Annotated in this window: 13 protein-coding genes and 1 rRNA gene; 8 read left to right on the top strand and 6 right to left on the bottom strand. The window is 70.9% G+C overall.

Features of this window, described 5'->3' with window-relative positions:
* Positions 1 to 28: 28 nt before the first annotated feature.
* Entirely contained in the window at positions 29 to 475 is a 447-nt protein-coding gene (locus tag OG338_RS02820; RefSeq protein ID WP_405935802.1) for a hypothetical protein, read from the bottom strand.
* 400 nt (positions 476 to 875) lie between these two features.
* Here OG338_RS02820 and OG338_RS02815 point away from each other — a divergent pair, with 400 nt between their 5' ends.
* Genes OG338_RS02815 through OG338_RS02800 form a run of 4 tightly spaced genes read left to right on the top strand, consistent with a single transcriptional unit; the run spans position 876 to position 5,090 of the window.
* Entirely contained in the window at positions 876 to 3,632 is a 2,757-nt protein-coding gene (locus OG338_RS02815) for a nitrate- and nitrite sensing domain-containing protein (protein WP_405935801.1), read from the top strand.
* Positions 3,629 to 4,072 carry a roadblock/LC7 domain-containing protein gene (locus OG338_RS02810; RefSeq protein WP_405935800.1) on the top strand — a complete coding sequence of 148 codons (444 nt, stop codon included), beginning with the start codon at positions 3,629 to 3,631 and terminating at the stop codon, positions 4,070 to 4,072. Before OG338_RS02815 ends, OG338_RS02810 begins: the two co-directional genes overlap by 4 nt.
* Positions 4,073 to 4,081: 9 nt before the next feature.
* Positions 4,082 to 4,504: a DUF742 domain-containing protein gene (locus tag OG338_RS02805; protein WP_405935799.1), complete on the top strand. Its 423-nt coding sequence runs from the start codon at positions 4,082 to 4,084 to the stop codon at positions 4,502 to 4,504.
* A complete protein-coding gene (locus tag OG338_RS02800) occupies positions 4,485 to 5,090 on the top strand; it encodes an ATP/GTP-binding protein (protein WP_073864250.1) in 606 nt (201 codons plus the stop codon). The genes OG338_RS02805 and OG338_RS02800 overlap by 20 nt, the downstream gene beginning before the upstream one ends.
* Here OG338_RS02800 and OG338_RS02795 read toward each other — a convergent pair.
* Positions 5,087 to 5,437 (bottom strand): Mpo1-like protein, encoded by a 351-nt coding sequence (locus OG338_RS02795; RefSeq protein WP_405935798.1) that lies wholly within the window; start codon positions 5,435 to 5,437, stop codon positions 5,087 to 5,089. The two genes, OG338_RS02800 and OG338_RS02795, sit on opposite strands and share 4 nt — an antisense overlap.
* A 117-nt stretch (positions 5,438 to 5,554) precedes the next feature.
* The gene (locus OG338_RS02790; RefSeq protein WP_405935797.1) at positions 5,555 to 6,361 is read right to left on the bottom strand and encodes a M15 family metallopeptidase; all 807 of its coding nucleotides are present in this window, start codon (positions 6,359 to 6,361) and stop codon (positions 5,555 to 5,557) included.
* 57 nt (positions 6,362 to 6,418) lie between these two features.
* Here OG338_RS02790 and OG338_RS02785 point away from each other — a divergent pair, with 57 nt between their 5' ends.
* Positions 6,419 to 6,994, top strand: coding sequence for an NUDIX domain-containing protein (locus tag OG338_RS02785; protein WP_405935796.1), 576 nt, complete (start codon positions 6,419 to 6,421; stop codon positions 6,992 to 6,994).
* Here OG338_RS02785 and OG338_RS02780 read toward each other — a convergent pair.
* A complete protein-coding gene (locus OG338_RS02780; protein ID WP_405935795.1) occupies positions 6,985 to 9,342 on the bottom strand; it encodes a glycoside hydrolase family 31 protein in 2,358 nt (785 codons plus the stop codon). The two genes, OG338_RS02785 and OG338_RS02780, sit on opposite strands and share 10 nt — an antisense overlap.
* Positions 9,343 to 9,573: 231 nt before the next feature.
* On the opposite strand from OG338_RS02780, the gene OG338_RS02775 reads away from it, so the two are divergent.
* Positions 9,574 to 11,550: an acetoacetate--CoA ligase gene (locus tag OG338_RS02775; RefSeq protein WP_405935794.1), complete on the top strand. Its 1,977-nt coding sequence runs from the start codon at positions 9,574 to 9,576 to the stop codon at positions 11,548 to 11,550.
* A 40-nt stretch (positions 11,551 to 11,590) separates the two neighbouring features.
* A complete protein-coding gene (locus OG338_RS02770; protein WP_405935793.1) occupies positions 11,591 to 12,538 on the top strand; it encodes a hypothetical protein in 948 nt (315 codons plus the stop codon).
* 67 nt (positions 12,539 to 12,605) lie between these two features.
* Here OG338_RS02770 and ptsP read toward each other — a convergent pair whose 3' ends face one another.
* Positions 12,606 to 14,276 (bottom strand): phosphoenolpyruvate--protein phosphotransferase, encoded by a 1,671-nt coding sequence (gene ptsP / locus OG338_RS02765; RefSeq protein WP_405935792.1) that lies wholly within the window; start codon positions 14,274 to 14,276, stop codon positions 12,606 to 12,608.
* Between the two features lie 79 nt (positions 14,277 to 14,355).
* A complete protein-coding gene (locus OG338_RS02760; RefSeq protein WP_405935791.1) occupies positions 14,356 to 14,805 on the bottom strand; it encodes a PTS glucose transporter subunit IIA in 450 nt (149 codons plus the stop codon).
* A gap of 687 nt (positions 14,806 to 15,492) precedes the next feature.
* On the opposite strand from OG338_RS02760, the gene OG338_RS02755 reads away from it, so the two are divergent.
* Positions 15,493 to 17,018: ribosomal RNA gene (locus tag OG338_RS02755) — 16S ribosomal RNA — on the top strand.
* Positions 17,019 to 17,242: the final 224 nt, after the last annotated feature.

Genomic DNA, 17,242 nt, shown 5'->3' with positions numbered 1-17,242 from the left:
CCGGGCGCGGTCAGGCCCGCGACAGCGGTCAGGCCCGCGACAGGCGGTCCGTGCCCCGGTGGCCTGTCCGCGCCGCGTCCCGCCGCGCGGCGCGGGCCTCCCGCCGGGCCCTGCGCCGCTCCCGGCGCAGCCGCCGGGCCGAGCTGCTGGGCTCGGAGACCACGCCGTTGCGCTGATTCCACACCTGGCGGGTGACCCAGACGTCCAGCACCGCCCAGGTCGCGACCACCGTGCTCGCCACCCCGCTCAGCACCATGGGGAAGGAGAGCCAGGACCCGGCCAGCGCGGTCAGGAACGCCACCATCGCTAGGATCATCGTCACCGACAGGACGAGCACCGCCCGCACCGCCGCCGTCCGCACCGGATCGGGCATGCGCCTGCGCGTCGCCGGCTCCTCCACCCACAGGGGCGGCCGCCCCGGCTCGCGCACATCCCCCGCAGGCTCCACCGCGCCCTCACGCTCCTGTGTGTCCAAGGCCGTTCACTCCCACCACTGTCCGACTTCAGGGTTGCTGCCCGGCATACACCCTTTCTACGCCGACGGTCCGTCCCGTCCGCCCGAGCGTGCCCCGTTGGTCCCCCTGCCCCCGTACAGACAGACGAGTGGTCAGCGGTGAAGATTCCTCCCAGGCGTCACGAAACGAAGAATTCCAGCCAACCGGGACGTGACGGAACCTGCCATGCCCCGGGGGCTCTTCTGTCGCTTTCGTGAATTTCATCTCCCGGAATACCGGGACAAGCCATGGTCAACTCCCGGTAAGGCGGCCGAAAATCGTCCGGACACGCCTTCGAGTTGTCTGTGTGTCGGTAGTAGGCTCGCGCCGTTTGTTGACGAAACCCGTCCCCGGTCCCGCGGGGATGACCTGGGGGAGGCCATGCGCTTTCGCGGAAAGTCCATCCGCAGGAAGATCGTGGCGTTGCTCGTGGTGCCCCTCGTATCGCTCACCGCCCTCTGGGGATTCGCCACCTATCTCACCGGGCGCGAGGCCGGGAAACTGCTCGGCGCGAGCACCGTCGTGGAGAAGGTCGGCCACCCCCTGGAGGACACCGTCCGGGTCATCCAGAGCGAACGCCGCCAGACCCTGGTGTTCCTCGCCGACCCGCGCGCATCCGACGCCCTGCCCGTACTGCGCCGCCAACGCGCCGCCACCGACCGGGTCGTGGCCGAGGTCCGCGCGAGCGCCGGGCGGAAGGACATCCGCGACGCGCTCGGGGCGACCGCGGAATCGCAGCTCGGCTCGATACTCGGCGCCGTCGAAGGACTCGACGCCCTGCGTGAATCCGTTGACGAACGCACCATCGGCCGGCTCAAGGCGATGGCCTACTACAACCGCCTGATCGACCCCTGCTACCGATTCCTGACCGGCCTGCACACCATGGAGAACGTCTCCATGGACCGGCAGGTCCGCGCACTGACCGGACTGTCCCGCGCCCGCGAAATGCTCTCCCGGGAAGACGCCCTGGTCGCCTCCGGACTCCTGGCCGGCCGCCTCACCGCCCCCGAACTCCGCCAGATATCCGACCTCGTCGCCCAGCGCGGCCTGCTCTACGAGACCAACCTCGACCTCCTCCCCGCCTCCGAACGCCGCCGCGTCCAGGAATACTGGCAGGGCCCGGACAGCGAACCGCTGCGCTCCGCCGAGGACGGGATCATCTCGCGGGGCCCCACCACCAGCCCGCGCACCGCCGACGCCGCCCGCTGGCAGGAGGTCGCCCCGGCCGCCCTGCAACGGCTGGCCAACGACTCGACGGAGATGAACAACCGCTTCAAGGACCGCGGCAAGCCCGCCGGCTACGGCATCCTGATCAAGGCGGGCATCGCCGGCGTCCTCGGCTTCCTCGCCCTCGTCGTCTCCGTCTTCGTCTCCGTACGCATCGGCCGCGAGCTCGTCCGCGACCTCACCCGGCTCCGCAAGGACGCCCATGAGGTCGCCGGCGTCCGGCTGCCGAGCGTGATGCGCCGCCTCGCCTCCGGCGAACAGGTCGACGTGGAGACCGAGTCCCCGCACCTCCAGTACGAACGCGACGAGATCGGCCAGGTCGGCCAGGCACTCAACACCCTGCAACGCGCCGCCGTCGAGGCCGCCGTCAAACAGGCCGACATGCGCCGCGGCGTCTCCGAGGTCTTCGTCAACCTGGCCCGCCGCAACCAGGTCCTGCTGCACCGCCAGCTCACGCTCCTGGACACCATGGAGCGCCGCACCGAGAACACCGACGAACTCGCCGATCTCTTCCGCCTCGACCACCTCACCACCCGCATGCGCCGGCACGCCGAGGGCCTGGTGATCCTCTCCGGCGCCGCCCCCTCCCGGCAGTGGCGCAAGCCCATCCAGCTGATGGACGTGGTCCGGGCCGCCGTCGCCGAGGTCGAGGACTACGAACGCATCGAGGTCCGCCGGCTGCCCCGGATCGGCGTCGGCGGCCCGGCCGTCGCCGACCTCACCCACCTGATCGCCGAACTCCTGGAGAACGCCACGGTGTTCTCGCCCCCGCACACCGCGGTCCAGGTGCACGGCGAGCGCGTCGCCAACGGTTTCACCCTGGAGATCCACGACCGGGGCCTCGGCATGCCCCCCGATGTCCTGCTCGACGCCAACCTCCGGCTCGCCGAGACCCCCGAGTTCGAGCTGTCCGACACCGACCGCCTCGGCCTCTTCGTGGTCAGCCGGCTCGCCCAGCGGCAGAACGTCCGGGTCTCCCTCCAGACCTCCCCGTACGGCGGCACCACCGCCGTCGTGTTCATCCCGGCCGCCCTCCTCACCGACGCCCCCGAATCGCACGGCACCGGCTTCCGCCTCGACCGCCGGGCCGAGAAGGCCATCGCCGGCGGCACACCGGACGGCGACCCCCGGCGCCTCGCGGCCGACGACCCGGTGCCGGGCCGGCCGGCCGGCCTCTCGCCGGTCCCCACCGGCCTGGTCGACCCGGCCCTGCTCAACGGCCCCGTCGAGCTGGAGGGCGACGAACCGCTGGACTTCACCCGCGACCCGGTCCTCGAAGCGGTGGCCGGCCCCGGGCTCGACTCCGTGCTCGACGGGGTCGCCGACCTGGAGGACACCGAGAGCGAACGCGGCGGCATCTTCCGCGCCCGCGCCCTGCGCCGCGACGGCGAGCGCGAGCAGCACCAGCAGGCCCCCGACGACGGGGTACGCGCCCTGCACCCCGAGGGCACCCGGCCGCTGCCCCGCCGGCGCCGCCCGCCGACCCTGGTCACCGACCGGGGCCGCCGCGTCGACGGGGGAGACCGCACGGGGGGCCGCGCGGGCGACCGCGTGGGAGGCCGTGCCCACCCCGCCTCCGAGGACCGTGAGCCCGCCCGCCCGGTGGACCGCCGTCCCACCGTGCCCGCACCCCGTACGCCCGAACCCGCCCCCGACACCGTCGGCGGCCTTCCCCGCCGCGTCCGGCAGGCCAGCCTCGCCCCGCAGCTGCGCGAGGGGCCTGACGCCCGCCCGGCGGGGCCCGGTCCGGTGGAGAGCGCCGAGGACATCGAGCGGGACGCCGACGAGGTACGCAGCCGTATGGCTTCGCTCCAGCGTGGCTGGCAGCGCGGCCGCAAGGAGAACGCCGAGGACCCGACGGGCCCCGGCGACACCGCACCAGGAACCACACCGGGAGGGGACGGTCCATGACCGCACCGAACGCCGCCGAAGCCGACACCGCACGCGAGGGGTCCGGCGAACTCAACTGGCTCCTCGACGAACTCGTCGCGCGCGTCGCCAGCATCCGCAAGGCGCTGGTGCTCTCCAGCGACGGGCTGCCCACCGGCGGGTCGAAGGACCTGACGCGGGAGGACAGCGAGCATCTGGCCGCCGTCGCCTCCGGCTTCCACAGCCTGGCCAAGGGCGTCGGCCGCCACTTCGACGCGGGCAGGGTCCGCCAGACCGTCGTGGAGCTGGACGAGGCGTTCCTCTTCGTCACGGCGGCCGGCGACGGCAGCTGCCTCGCCGTACTGGCCGAATCCGAGTCGGACGTGGGGCAGGTGGCGTACGAGATGACGCTCATGGTCAAGCGCGTGGGCAGCCACCTGGCCAGCGCGCCCCGGACGGCCGGTCAGCCCTCCGGGGGGTGAGCGGACGCCATGAGCGCCGCATCGCCCGGCTCCCCGGAGACCCCGGAAAGGCCGCGGACCCCGCGCTGGTACGACGACGACGCGGGGCCCGTCGTCCGCCCCTACGCGATGACCCGCGGGCGCACCAGCAGTGCGTCCCGCCACCGCCTCGACCTGATCGCGATCGTTGTGCCCGAACCCGCGGCCGACGACCCGGACAGCGACCAGCTGCTCACCCCGGAACACGTCGAGATCCTCGGACTCTGCGGTGAGCTGCCCCAGTCGATCGCCGAGCTCGCCTCGTCCCTGGACCTGCCCGTGGGCGTGGTACGGGTCCTGGTCGGCGATCTCGTGGACGACGAGCTGGTACACGTGACCCGTCCCGTTCCGCCGGCCGAACTGCCGGACGTGAACATTCTCCGTGAGGTGATCAATGGCCTTCGGGCGCTCTAGCCGCAGCAGGCGGCCCGTGGAGCCCGTCACCCTCAAGATCCTGGTGGCGGGCGGCTTCGGCGTGGGCAAGACGACGCTGGTGGGCGCGGTCAGCGAGATCAGGCCGCTGCGCACGGAGGAACGGCTGACCGAGGCGGGCCGTCCGGTGGACGATCTGGACGGCGTCGAGGGGAAGACCACGACGACCGTGGCCATGGACTTCGGGCGGATCACGCTCCGCGAGGACCTGGTGCTGTACCTCTTCGGCACGCCGGGGCAGGACCGGTTCTGGTTCCTCTGGGACGAGCTGGCGCAGGGCGCACTGGGAGCGGTCGTGCTCGCGGACACCCGGCGCCTGGCCGACTGCTTTGCGGCCGTCGACTACTTCGAGCGCCGCGAGATCCCGTTCGCCGTCGCCGTCAACTGCTTCGAGGGCGCGGACCTGTTCCCGGAGGCGACGGTACGGGCCGCGCTCGACCTGGACCCGCAGGTGCCGCTTCTGATGTGCGACGCGCGGGACCGGGCCTCGGCCCGGGACGTGCTGGTGGCCGTGGTCGAACACGCCCTGGCCCGCGCGGACCGCCCGCGCGAGCCCGTCACCACCTAGCGGCCGTTCTCCGCCAGCCACTTCCCGGCGGTCTGCGCCAGCTCGTGGTCGCGCCCGGCCAGCATCATCCGGATCATCTGCGCGTCACCGCGCAGCGACCAGGCCGGGTGGCCGAAGGTGGCCGGGTTGTTCTTCTCGATCAGGAAGTGCGCGGGCCAGGCCGTGCCGTAGCCGATGAGCGGCAGCGCGGCCAGATACCGCTTCCGGCCGCGCGCCAGCCCGTACACGCTGAGGGCGAGCCCGGTCAGCGTGCCGGTGAGATGCACCCAGCGGGTCGCGGCCCGCGAGTGCATGGCGACGTAGTACGGCCAGAACTCTTCGTACGAATCGAACGTCTGCGGTGACATACGGGAACCGTAATCCCTGATCCGGCAACCGGAAACGGCTGTGCCGCGTCCGAAAGGGAGAACGGGCGGCCGGAACCCACGGGGGTGGTCCCGGGCGCCCGTTCCCGCGCGGCGGGCTCAGTGCCCGGAGACCGAGCTGCGGGCCACCGGGAAGTCGAAATAGGTGTCGGGGAACGTCTCGGGCTGGAAGGTGTAGTGCCACCATTCCTCGGCCAGATTCACGAAACCGGCCTCGGTGAGCGTCTTCTTCAGGAACTGCCGGTTGGCGCGCCGCACCCCCTGGATCCGGGGATCATCGGTGTGCGAGAGCGTGTCGAAGCAGTCGAAACCGGTGCCCATGTCCACCGAGTTGTCGGGGAAACGGTCCGCCCGCGGCGCGTAGCACGGCACCAGCTTCTCGCCCGGCCGGTACGGCCTGGCCGGCGCGGCAGGAAGCCGTACGAGCGTCAGGTCCACGGTGCTGCCCCGGCTGCGCCCCGACTTCTCCGCGATGTAACCGTCCGCGAAGAGCCGGGACTTGTCGACCCGGGGATAGAACTCCCCCTTCATCGTCTCGTCGTCCAGGTCCTTCGCCCACCGCACGAAGTGGTCGACGGCCCGCTGCGGGCGGTAACAGTCGTACACCTTCAGCGAATAGCCCTGCCGCAGCAGCCGGAGCTGCGCGCGGTGCAGGGCCTCGGCGGCCGGCCGGGTCAGGATGCAGAGCGGCTGCCGGTAGCCGTCCACGGGCTCGCCCATGAAGTCGTGCGCGGTCGGATAGCGCATCTCCTGGATGATCGTGGGGTCCACCGAACGCAGCGAGACGAACTCCCGGGGCGCCTTCGGCTCGGGCCTCGCCTGCGCCACCGGCGCGGTGACGGTCACGGCGAGCAGGGCGGCGGCGGTGGCCGCCAGGGCACGGAAAGCGGTCGCTATGGCTGTCATGAGCACATCCTCCACGGTCCGGGGCCGCCGGAAAGGGCGATCCGGTACAGTCCGCGCGTGTCCGCCACCGGTCCCACGCCCGGTCACCACGAGAGCCGCCCCCACGAGGAAACGGAGCAGCCCGTGACGTACTCCCACTGCCCCGCCTGCGGAGCCGCGTACACCGGCCTCCCGGCCCCCGACGCCTGGCCCCGCACCTGCGCCGCCTGCGGCGAGACCGCCTACCGCAACCCGCTCCCGGTCGCCGTCGCCCTGCTCCCCGTCACCGACGACGACACCACCGGCCTCGTCGTCATCACCCGCACCATCGAACCCGCACGCGGCGGCCTCGCCCTGCCCGGCGGCTTCATCGACCACGCCGAGGACTGGCAGCGCGCCGTCGTACGCGAACTGCGCGAGGAGACCCGCATCGAGGCACGCCCCGAGGACGTCCGCCTCGCCGACGCCCTCAGCTCACCCGCCGGACACCTGCTCCTCTTCGGACTCCTCCCCGAACGGCCCGCCGCCGCGCTCCCGCCGTCCGCCCCCACCGACGAGACAGCCGGCCACACCCTGCTCACCGCCCCCGCCCCGCTCGCCTTCCCCCTCCACACCGAGGCCGTCCGCCGCTGGTTCGCCGGCCGCTACCGCTGAGCCCCCGCGCCCCGCACCCGCACCGGGCGGTCCACCGACCCGCCCTCCCGCTCCACCACGACCCGCCCGCCCGCCAGCCGGGAGGTGTACCGCTCGACCTCCACCGGCTCCCAGCCGTCACCCGCGTTCCGGACCACCGTCCCGCCACCCGGGCGCCCCGCCACCGGCGCCCACACCTCCAGCTCCAGGCCGCCGTCCGCACCCCGCACCGGAATCACCGCCCCCGCCCGGGCCAGCACCGGCACCCGGGACAGCGGCGCCTCCACCACCACCCGCCCCGGCCCCTCGTACACCGCCCCGCTCACCGTGTCGTACCAGCGCCCCGGCGGCAGCGGCACCGACCGGCGCACCACCCCCGGCTCCAGCACCGGCGCCACCAGCAGGGCGTCACCCAGCAGGAACGCGTCCTCGCAGTCCCGCAGCCCCCGGTCCCCGGGCGCCGACCACCACAACGGGCGCACGTACGGCGCACCCGTCAGCGCCGCCAGCCGCGCCAGCGTCACCCAGTACGGCCGCAACCGCTCCCGCTCCACCAGCACCTCCCGCGCCCCGGCCAGCACCTCCGGCCCGAACTCCCACGGCTCCCGGCGCCCCGCGTCGATCGCCGCGTGCGTACGGAACAGCGGCAGATACGCGCCCAGCTGGAACCACCGCAGATACAGCTCCGGCGACGGCGACCCGTCGAACCCGCCCACATCCGGACCCGAATACGGCACCCCGCACAGCCCGAGCCCCAGAACCAGCGCCAACGAAGCCCGCAGCCCCGGCCAACCCGTCGCCACATCACCGGACCAGGTGCCCCCGTACCGCTGCATCCCCGCCCAGCCCGAACGCGAGAACAGGAACGGCCGCTCCCCGGGACGCAGCCGGGCCAGCCCCTCGTACCCGGCCCGCGCCATCGCCAGCCCGTACACGTTGTGCGCCTCCCGGTGGTCACCGCCGCGCCCCTCCAGCGCGTGCCGTGCCGAACGCGGCAACGACGGATCACCGAACGCCGCGAAGGACACCGGCTCGTTCATGTCGTGCCACACCCCGGAGAACCCCTGCGCCAGCCGCTCCGCGTACAGCCCGCCCCACCACTCCCGTACCCCCGGATCCGTGAAGTCCGGATACACACACGCACCCGGCCACACCTCCCCGCGCACCTCCCGCCCCCGGGCATCCCGCACAAAAGCCCCCGAAGCCCCCACCGCCCGGCCGGAGTCGTACACCGCGTTCCCCCCGACCGCGGCGACCGCCGGGTCCACGATCGACACCAGCCGCACCCCGGCATCCCGCAACTCCCCGGCGAGCCCCGGCAGATCCGGGAACCGCCCGCGGTCCACGGTGAACACCCGGTGCGCGTCGTAGTGGTCGATGTCCAGATGCAGCACCGACAACGGCAGCCCCCGCCCCCGGTACCCCGCCACCACCCGCCGGACCTCCCGCTCCGACCCGAACCCCCACCGGGCGTGCTGCGGCCCCAGCGCCCAGGACGGCGGCACCGCGGCCGCCCCCGTCAGCGCCGACCACCCCGCCAGCACCCGGGCCGGCGTACCCGCCACCGCCCAGCAGCGCAGCGGCCCGCCGTCCACCCGCACCTCCGAAGCACCCGGCCGGTCGTGCCCGGACCCCGCACCCTCCCTCCCCTCCCGCAACGACACCCGCCCCGACCAGGAGTTGTCGTAGAACACCAGGTGCGTCCCCGCGTCCGCCACCACCAGCTGCACCGGCATCGTCAGATACAGCGGATCGTCCCCCGGCCCGAACCGCCCGCCCGGGTCCGTGTTCCACAGCGCGTACGACCCGTCCCGCAGCCGGGGCCCCGCAGCCCGCCCGCCAAGACCGAAGAACCGCGCGTCCGCCGCCACCTCCGAACGCTGCACCCACCGCGCCTCCCCGCCCGCCACCGGCTCCCACCAGCGCGGCGGCAGCTCCCGGCGCAGCACCACCCCGCCCGGCGTCCGCAGCTCCACCGCCCCCAGCCGCGACACCGCGACCGTCAGCCGCTCCGCCACCACCTGCCAGCCGCCGTCCGTACCCGGCTCCAGCACCGCCCGCGGATCAGCGGCCGGCGCCTCCCCGGCCACCCCGTACGACGGCCCCGGCTCCGCCCCGTCCCACCCCCAGAACACCGCCCCGCCCACCGCCACCCGAATCCGCAGCTCCGAACGGGCGAACCGCACCACACCGCCCCCGGGCCCCGGCTCCGCCCCCGTCACCGGACCCGGCACCCGCGCCCGCTCCGCCCCACGCCCCGGCAGCGCCCGCGCGTCCGCACGCGCCCGGCGCCACGCCGAGCGCACCGTGCGCAGCCCCCGCTTCGAACCCACCAGCTTCACCGAGCGCACCAGGTCACGACCGTTCATGCCGCTCACCCTGCCACCCGCCCGGCCGAGAACAAGCGCCGTTCAACTTCCGTTCACCCCGCACCGGACGTGGCGGGAGCACATACCGGGACACGGAACCATGTACGGGCAACCCTGGTGCGAAGGACGATCACATGGCATCGTCCGTGACGTCGCCTCACGCGCACACCCCGCACGTGCGCGCGACCTGCGCACACACCGCGTACCCGCTACAGCCAGGGAGCCGCCCCCATGACCTCAGCAGCCGACGAAGCCCCCCTGTGGCAGCCCGGCCCCGACCGCATCGCGGCCGCCGCCGTCACCCGGTTCCAGAGCTGGGCCGCCGAACACCACGGCGCCCCCGCCGAGGGCGGCTACGCCAGTCTGCACCGCTGGTCCGTCGACGAGCTCGACACCTTCTGGAAAGCCGTCGCCGAATGGTTCGACGTGCGCTTCTCCACCCCGTACGAGCAGATCATCGGCGACCGCTCGATGCCCGGCGCCGGCTGGTTCCCCGGCGCCACCCTCAACTACGCCGAACACGCGCTGCGCGCCGCCGAGGACCCCCAGCGCGCCGACGCACCCGCCCTGCTCCATGTGGACGAGAGCCACACCCAGGTCCCGACCTCCTGGTCCGGGCTCCGCCGCCAGGTCGGCTCGCTCGCCGCCGAACTCCGCGCACTCGGCGTCACCCCCGGCGACCGCGTCAGCGGCTACCTGCCGAACATCCCGCAGGCCGTCGTCGCCTTCCTCGCCACCGCCGCGGTCGGCGGCGTCTGGACCTCCTGCGCCCCCGACTTCGGCGCCCGCAGCGTCCTCGACCGCTTCCAGCAGGTCGAACCCGTCGTCCTGTTCACCGTCGACGGCTACCGCTACGGCGGCAAGGAACACCACCGCACCGACACCGTCGCCGAACTCCGCCGCGAACTGCCCACCCTGCGCGCCGTCGTGCACATCCCGCTGCTGGGCACCGAGGCCCCCGAGGGCGCCCTCGACTGGGCCGGCCTCACCGCCGCCGACACCGAACCGGTCTTCGAACAGGTCCCCTTCGACCACCCGCTCTGGGTCCTCTACTCCTCGGGCACCACCGGCCTGCCCAAGGCCATCGTCCAGTCCCAGGGCGGCATCCTGCTCGAACACTTCAAGCAGATCGGCCTGCACTGCGACCTCGGCCCCGAGGACCGCTTCTTCTGGTACACCTCCACCGGCTGGATGATGTGGAACTTCCTCGTCTCCGGCCTCCTCACCGGCACCACCCTCGTGCTGTACGACGGAAGCCCGGGCCACCCGGACATCAGCGCCCAGTGGCGCGTCGCCGAACAGACCGGCGCCACCCTCTTCGGCACCTCCGCCGCCTACGTCATGGCCTGCCGCAAGGCCGGCATCCACCCGGGACGCGACCTCGACCTCTCCCGCGTCCAGTGCGTCGCCACCACCGGCTCCCCGCTCCCGCCGGACGGCTTCCGCTGGCTCCACGACGAGGTCGCCGACGACCTCTGGATCGCCTCCGTCAGCGGCGGCACCGACGTGTGCAGCTGCTTCGCCGGCGCGGTGCCCACCCTCCCCGTCCACATCGGCGAACTCCAGGCCGCCTGCCTCGGCACCGACCTCCAGTCCTGGGACCCGGCGGGCGAACCGCTGACCGGCGAGGTCGGCGAACTCGTCGTCACCCAGCCCATGCCCTCCATGCCGGTCCGCTTCTGGAACGACCCGGACGGCAGCCGCTACCACGACAGCTACTTCGACGTGTACCCCGGAGTCTGGCGCCACGGCGACTGGATCACGATCACCGACCGCGGCTCCGTCGTCATCCACGGCCGCTCCGACTCCACCCTCAACCGGCAGGGCGTCCGCATGGGCTCCGCCGACATCTACGAGGCCGTCGAACGCCTCCCCGAGATCCGTGAATCCCTCGTCATCGGCCTGGAGGAACCGGACGGCGGCTACTGGATGCCGCTCTTCGTCCACCTCGCCGAGGGCGCCACCCTGGACGACACCCTCCGCGACAGCATCAAGCGCACCATCCGCGAGAACCTCTCACCCCGCCACGTCCCCGACGAGGTCATCGAGGTCCCCGGCATCCCGCACACCCTCACCGGCAAACGCATCGAGGTTCCGGTCAAGCGCCTGCTCCAGGGAACGGCCCTGGAAAAGGCCGTCAACCCCGGCTCGATCGACAACCTGGAACTCCTCCACTTCTACGAGAAGCTGGCCCGCGAACGCCGCTGACCGACCCATTGTCAGTCCCCATGGTTACGCTGAGTGAGCAATGATCGACAGCGCACTGGGGGACATCATGGCGCAGACAAGGAACAAGCGGACCACCGTCCACGGACGGACCGCGACCACCACCATGCGACGCACGCTGCGCCGCGAAGCACCCACCACCATCGGCCTGCTGACCGATGAGGAGGACTTCGCGGCGATGCGCCGCTTCCGCACCTTCACCTTCGACGACCACGGCGTCTACCTGAAACAGGTCGAGGCCCTGCTCAAGGCCCTCACCGCACAGGGCGTGCACACGACGGTCGCCCTCTTCGACCCCCTGGAGTACGTGCACTACTGCGCGGAGGCCGGCATCGCCCCCGACACCCCGGCCGGCCGCAGCCGCTTCACCGCGGAGATCGCCGCCTGCGGAGCCACCGTCACCTACGAGGGACAGCCCCTGGACGCCCTGATCCAGGTCCTCGTCGGCCGGGCCGTCCGCCGGGCCACCTGGGAGTACGCCACCATGCTCCTGGCCGGCCTCGGCGACTGCGCGGACTGCGGCCGCGACATCGGTCAAGCCGCCTTCGACCGCGCCTCCCACCTCCTGGAACGCACCCTGGAGGCGGCCGGCCCCGGCACCCACCACCTGGTGTGCAGCACCCCCACGGAGAACGACCAGCTGCTCGCCGCCCTGCACACCGACCGCCCCACCGCCGGGTCGGTCCTGCTCGACACCTCGGAGGGCGCCGAGTTCGTGAGCGTCCTCGCCGTCGCCATCGCCCTGGAGAGTCACGGCGGAGTCGTCCTGCGTACGAGCAAACCCGGCGCCCCGGACCGCGTGCACGGCTGGCGGCTGAGCCGGGGCACCATGGACCCGCTCACCGCCGGCGAGGTCTTCAGTGCCTACTGCACCGACGCGGACACGGGCGAGCCCGTCGCCCCCGAGTCCGGTGTGGAATATTGCGCGGGCTTCGACATCGGCGCCGACGAACCGGAGGAGCACCGCTGACACGACGAAGGGGCTTCCCGCCGTTCCCGGCGGAAAGCCCCTTCACCTCGCGTCGTACGGTCCCGGACTACTCGCCCGACAGCACCGCCTGCGCCGCCCGGCGCGCATCCTCGGCGGAGTCCGCCGCACGCGCGGCCGAAGCCGCCCGCTCGCACTGCGCCAGCGTGTACTTGGCCAGCGTGGCGCGGACGTAGGGAATGGACGCCGCACCCATCGACAGCGACGTCACACCCAGACCCGTCAGCACACAGGCGAGCAGCGGATCGGAGGCCGCCTCACCACAGACACCACAGCTCTTGCCCTCGGTCTTCGCGGCCTCGGCGGACAGCGCGACCAGATCCAGCAGCGCCGGCTGCCACGGGTCCTGGAGCCGGGAGACGGCCCCCACCTGGCGGTCGGCCGCGAAGGTGTACTGCGCCAGGTCGTTGGTGCCCAGCGACAGGAACTCCACCTCCTGGAGCACCGAGCGCGCCCGCAGCGCGGCGGACGGGATCTCGACCATCGCGCCGAACTTCGCGTTCAGCCCGGCCTCGCGGCAGGCGTCGGCGAAAGCCTTGGCGTCCGCGCGGTCGGCCACCATGGGCGCCATGACCTCAAGGTGGACGGGCAGCCCCTCGGCAGCCTTCGACAGCGCGGTCAGCTGGGTACGCAGCACGTCCGGGTGGTCCAGCAGGCTCCGCAGCCCGCGCACGCCCAGCGCCGGGTTCGGCTCGTCCGCCGGGGTCAGGAAGTCGAGCGGCTTGTCCGCGCCCGCGTCCAGCACACGCACCACGACACGGCCCTCGGGGAAGGCTTCGAGCACCGCGCGGTAGGCGGCGATCTGCTTCTCCTCGGACGGCGCCTGCTTGCTGTCGTCCAGGAACAGGAACTCGGTACGGAACAGCCCGACGCCCTCCGCACCCGCCTCCACGGCCGCCGGCACGTCGGCGGGACCGCCGACATTGGCGAGCAGCGGCACCTTGTGACCGTCCGACGTGGCACCGGGGCCCGTCGCGGCGGACAGCGCGGCCTTGCGCGCGGCGGCGGCGCTCTCCAGCTCCGCCCGCTTCGCGTCGCTCGGGTCCACGAAGATCTCGCCGGTGCTGCCGTCCACGGCGATGAGCGTGCCCTCGGCCAGCTCACCGGCCCCGGGCAGGGCCACCACGGCGGGGACACCGAGCGCCCGGGCCAGGATGGCGCTGTGGCTGGTCGGCCCGCCCTCCTCGGTGACGAAGCCGAGGACCAGCGCGGGGTCCAGCAGCGCCGTGTCGGCGGGGGCGAGGTCCCGGGCGATCAGAACGTAGGGCTCGTCGCTGTCCGGCACACCGGGCATCGGCACACCGAGCAGCCGCGCCACGATGCGGTTGCGGACGTCGTCGAGGTCGGCGACCCGGCCCGCCAGATATTCGCCGGCACCCGCCAGCAGCGCCCGGTACGAGGCGAATGCGTCGTACACGCCGCGCTCGGCGGTGCTCCCGACGGCGATGCGGCGTTCCACATCGGCCATGAGCTCGGGGTCCTGGGCCATCATGGCCTGGGCCTCCAGCACATGCTGGGCCTCGCCACCGGCCAGGTTGCCGCGCGCGATGAGGTCGGCGGCCACGGCCTCCACTGCCTGCCGGGCCCGCCCCTGCTCACGCTCCGCCTCCTCGGCCGGGATCTGCTTGGCCGGCGGTTCGAGCACCGCGGTGCCCATGTGCCGTACCTCGCCGATCGCCACACCGTGGCTCACGCCTACGCCTCGCAGCGTTGTCTCCATTTCACCCGTCTCCGGTCGTGCGGTGGCCGTTGCCTCCGCGGTGGTGGATATCCAGTCGGCTGTCACTGCGCCGATCGCGTTACTGCCAGCCGAACAGCGCGTCGCCGGCCGCGACATCGCCGGACTCCACGAGACCGGAGAGTGCCTCGGCCGTCGCTTCCAGCGCGACGATCGGGCACACCGGGGACTTGCCGGCCTTCTCGACGGCGGAGGGGTCCCACCGGACGACGGCCTGACCGCGGGTGACGGTGTCGCCCTTGCTCACGAGCAGCTCGAAGCCCTCGCCGTTGAGCTGGACCGTGTCGATACCCAGGTGCGTGAGCACACCGTGCCCCTCGCTGTCGACCACCACGAAGGCGTGCGGGTGGAGGGAGACGATGACTCCGTCGACGGGGGAGACTGCCTCGGAGGGCTCACGGACGGGGTCGATGGCGGTACCGGGACCGACCATCGCGCCGGCGAAGACGGGGTCGGGTACGGCAGCGAGCCCAACGGCACGTCCGGCAAGAGGGGACGTCACAGTGGTCATGGGGGCCTCCCAGTGGAGCTTTCGAAGGTGCCGCCGCGGCTGGACAGGAGGACGGCGTACTGCTCAGCAGCGTAAGTCATAAGAAGTCCCGGTTCCGCCCGAGTCCTGACGGTTCGGGGACCTAGGGGCGCACCGGAAACGATTTGCCTCGACTCCCGGCTGCCTGTACTGTCGTACTCCTGCCTGGCCCCAACGCGACTTTGAGTCGGGGGTCGGCAGCGGCTATTGAGCCCAAACCCTAACCCGAAATCGGGCACCCGCATGTCTGCGGGGGGCCGGTCAGGGGGACCGGAAAGGTTTGATAGTGTCTGAGCCGCCGGAAAGGGAAACGCGAAAGCGAAGAACTGGAAAGCGAAAATCGTTTGACCCGCTTCGGCCGGGAATCGGACACGAAAGAGTCTGATAGAGTCGGAAACGCAAGAACGAAGGGAAGCGCCCGGAGGAAAGCCCGAGAGGGTGAGTACAAAGGAAGCGTCCGTTCCTTGAGAACTCAACAGCGTGCCAAAAGTCAACGCCAGATATGTTGATACCCCGGCCTGCTTCGGCAGGTTGGAGGTTCCTTTGAAAGCCCTACACGGCCCTTCGGGTCCGGGTAGGCAAAACACAGCGAGGACGCAGTGGACAACAGGTCATATTCCGACCTTTTTGTTCCGCTCTCGTGATGTGTTACCCGATTACGGGAAAACATTCACGGAGAGTTTGATCCTGGCTCAGGACGAACGCTGGCGGCGTGCTTAACACATGCAAGTCGAACGATGAAGCCCTTCGGGGTGGATTAGTGGCGAACGGGTGAGTAACACGTGGGCAATCTGCCCTTCACTCTGGGACAAGCCCTGGAAACGGGGTCTAATACCGGATAATACTTTCTCCCTCCTGGGAGAAGGTTGAAAGCTCCGGCGGTGAAGGATGAGCCCGCGGCCTATCAGCTAGTTGGTGGGGTAATGGCCTACCAAGGCGACGACGGGTAGCCGGCCTGAGAGGGCGACCGGCCACACTGGGACTGAGACACGGCCCAGACTCCTACGGGAGGCAGCAGTGGGGAATATTGCACAATGGGCGAAAGCCTGATGCAGCGACGCCGCGTGAGGGATGACGGCCTTCGGGTTGTAAACCTCTTTCAGCAGGGAAGAAGCGAAAGTGACGGTACCTGCAGAAGAAGCGCCGGCTAACTACGTGCCAGCAGCCGCGGTAATACGTAGGGCGCAAGCGTTGTCCGGAATTATTGGGCGTAAAGAGCTCGTAGGCGGCTTGTCACGTCGGTTGTGAAAGCCCGGGGCTTAACCCCGGGTCTGCAGTCGATACGGGCAGGCTAGAGTGTGGTAGGGGAGATCGGAATTCCTGGTGTAGCGGTGAAATGCGCAGATATCAGGAGGAACACCGGTGGCGAAGGCGGATCTCTGGGCCATTACTGACGCTGAGGAGCGAAAGCGTGGGGAGCGAACAGGATTAGATACCCTGGTAGTCCACGCCGTAAACGTTGGGAACTAGGTGTTGGCGACATTCCACGTCGTCGGTGCCGCAGCTAACGCATTAAGTTCCCCGCCTGGGGAGTACGGCCGCAAGGCTAAAACTCAAAGGAATTGACGGGGGCCCGCACAAGCAGCGGAGCATGTGGCTTAATTCGACGCAACGCGAAGAACCTTACCAAGGCTTGACATACACCGGAAAGCATCAGAGATGGTGCCCCCCTTGTGGTCGGTGTACAGGTGGTGCATGGCTGTCGTCAGCTCGTGTCGTGAGATGTTGGGTTAAGTCCCGCAACGAGCGCAACCCTTGTTCTGTGTTGCCAGCATGCCCTTCGGGGTGATGGGGACTCACAGGAGACTGCCGGGGTCAACTCGGAGGAAGGTGGGGACGACGTCAAGTCATCATGCCCTTTATGTCTTGGGCTGCACACGTGCTACAATGGCCGATACAATGAGCTGCGATGCCGTGAGGCGGAGCGAATCTCAAAAAGCCGGTCTCAGTTCGGATTGGGGTCTGCAACTCGACCCCATGAAGTCGGAGTTGCTAGTAATCGCAGATCAGCATTGCTGCGGTGAATACGTTCCCGGGCCTTGTACACACCGCCCGTCACGTCACGAAAGTCGGTAACACCCGAAGCCGGTGGCCCAACCCCTTGTGGGAGGGAGCTGTCGAAGGTGGGACTGGCGATTGGGACGAAGTCGTAACAAGGTAGCCGTACCGGAAGGTGCGGCTGGATCACCTCCTTTCTAAGGAGCACTTCTTACCAAGCTTTGCTTGGTCAGAGGCCAGAACACCGGCGAGTGTCCGGTGCTGGTAGCTCATGGGTGGAACGTTGACTACTCGGCACGGCACATGAGTGTTCACCAGTACTGCTCTTCGGGGCGTGGAACGTGGAGGCGAATGGGTCGGGTCGGGCACGCTGTTGGGTATCTGAAGGTACGGCCGTGATGGTCGTCCTTCGGTTGCTGGC

Origin of the sequence: Streptomyces sp. NBC_00726, from assembly GCF_045161735.1 — a bacterium.
Lineage (GTDB): Bacteria > Actinomycetota > Actinomycetes > Streptomycetales > Streptomycetaceae > Streptomyces.
The sequence above is the reverse complement of the archived record's forward strand: the minus strand, read 5'-3'. Positions and strand labels throughout refer to the sequence as shown.